Source organism: Oleiphilus sp. HI0067 (genome assembly GCF_001635735.1).
The window spans coordinates 1-760 of the sequence record NZ_LWFI01001647.1 but is presented as its reverse complement, the minus strand read 5'-3'; the positions used below and the strand labels follow the sequence as shown (position 1 = coordinate 760).

Sequence of the window (760 nt, the reverse complement as noted above, 5' to 3'; positions counted from 1 at the left end):
AAATAATCACTTACGCCATCACTATCTGTATCGGCTAAGTTATGATCCGTGCCATATATATTAATTTCTTCGAAATTCGCTAAGCCGTCATTGTCATCATCATTGGAGCCTATAATTCCAGCGCCGACATTGTCATTCAGTCCGTCATTATTACTGTCGTTTTTATACTCATCACCGCCCGACTCTTCACCATTGCTCAAGCCATCACCGTCGGAATCCACGAGGAAATCAGAAATATCATCAAAATTATCAAAACGATCTAATCGCGATACTCCACCTAATAACTGATCTTTATCAGAGCTTAGATTGTCGTCAGAATTTGAGTAATGTTCGTACCAACCTGGCAAGCCATCACTATCAGAATCACCAACTTCTTCACGCAGGTACTGCAAATAACCTAAAGAAGGGGATGCGCTATTTTCAACCTGACGAAGCAACACAACATCTTCCTGAGCATTAAATAATGCTAAGGCCTGAGTACCATAACCAGATCTTGCATATCTCCAATACTCGCTATCATTTGCTGCATTCGGGTATAGCTGAATCGTTAATTTTCCATCAATCCCGAGTGTTGTAGTGTGTCTATCTGAAGTATCTCTTTGAGCAGCTAATACGAATGCTCTATCTAAATCAGCATTCGCTGATTCGAAATCAGGGGTCGTTGCGTCAGGCAAATAACTATGACCGGACGCAAAACGCAAACGTCTGGTCGATAAGGCATTATCTATATATAACGGTCCATTCAATACCAAGTCTGAAC

At 41.2% G+C, this 760-nt stretch carries 1 protein-coding gene; it reads right to left on the bottom strand.

What is annotated here, in order from left to right:
• Positions 1-760, bottom strand: a 760-nt coding sequence (locus A3739_RS30480) for a hypothetical protein (RefSeq protein WP_197472610.1), incomplete at both ends; no start/stop codon positions are given.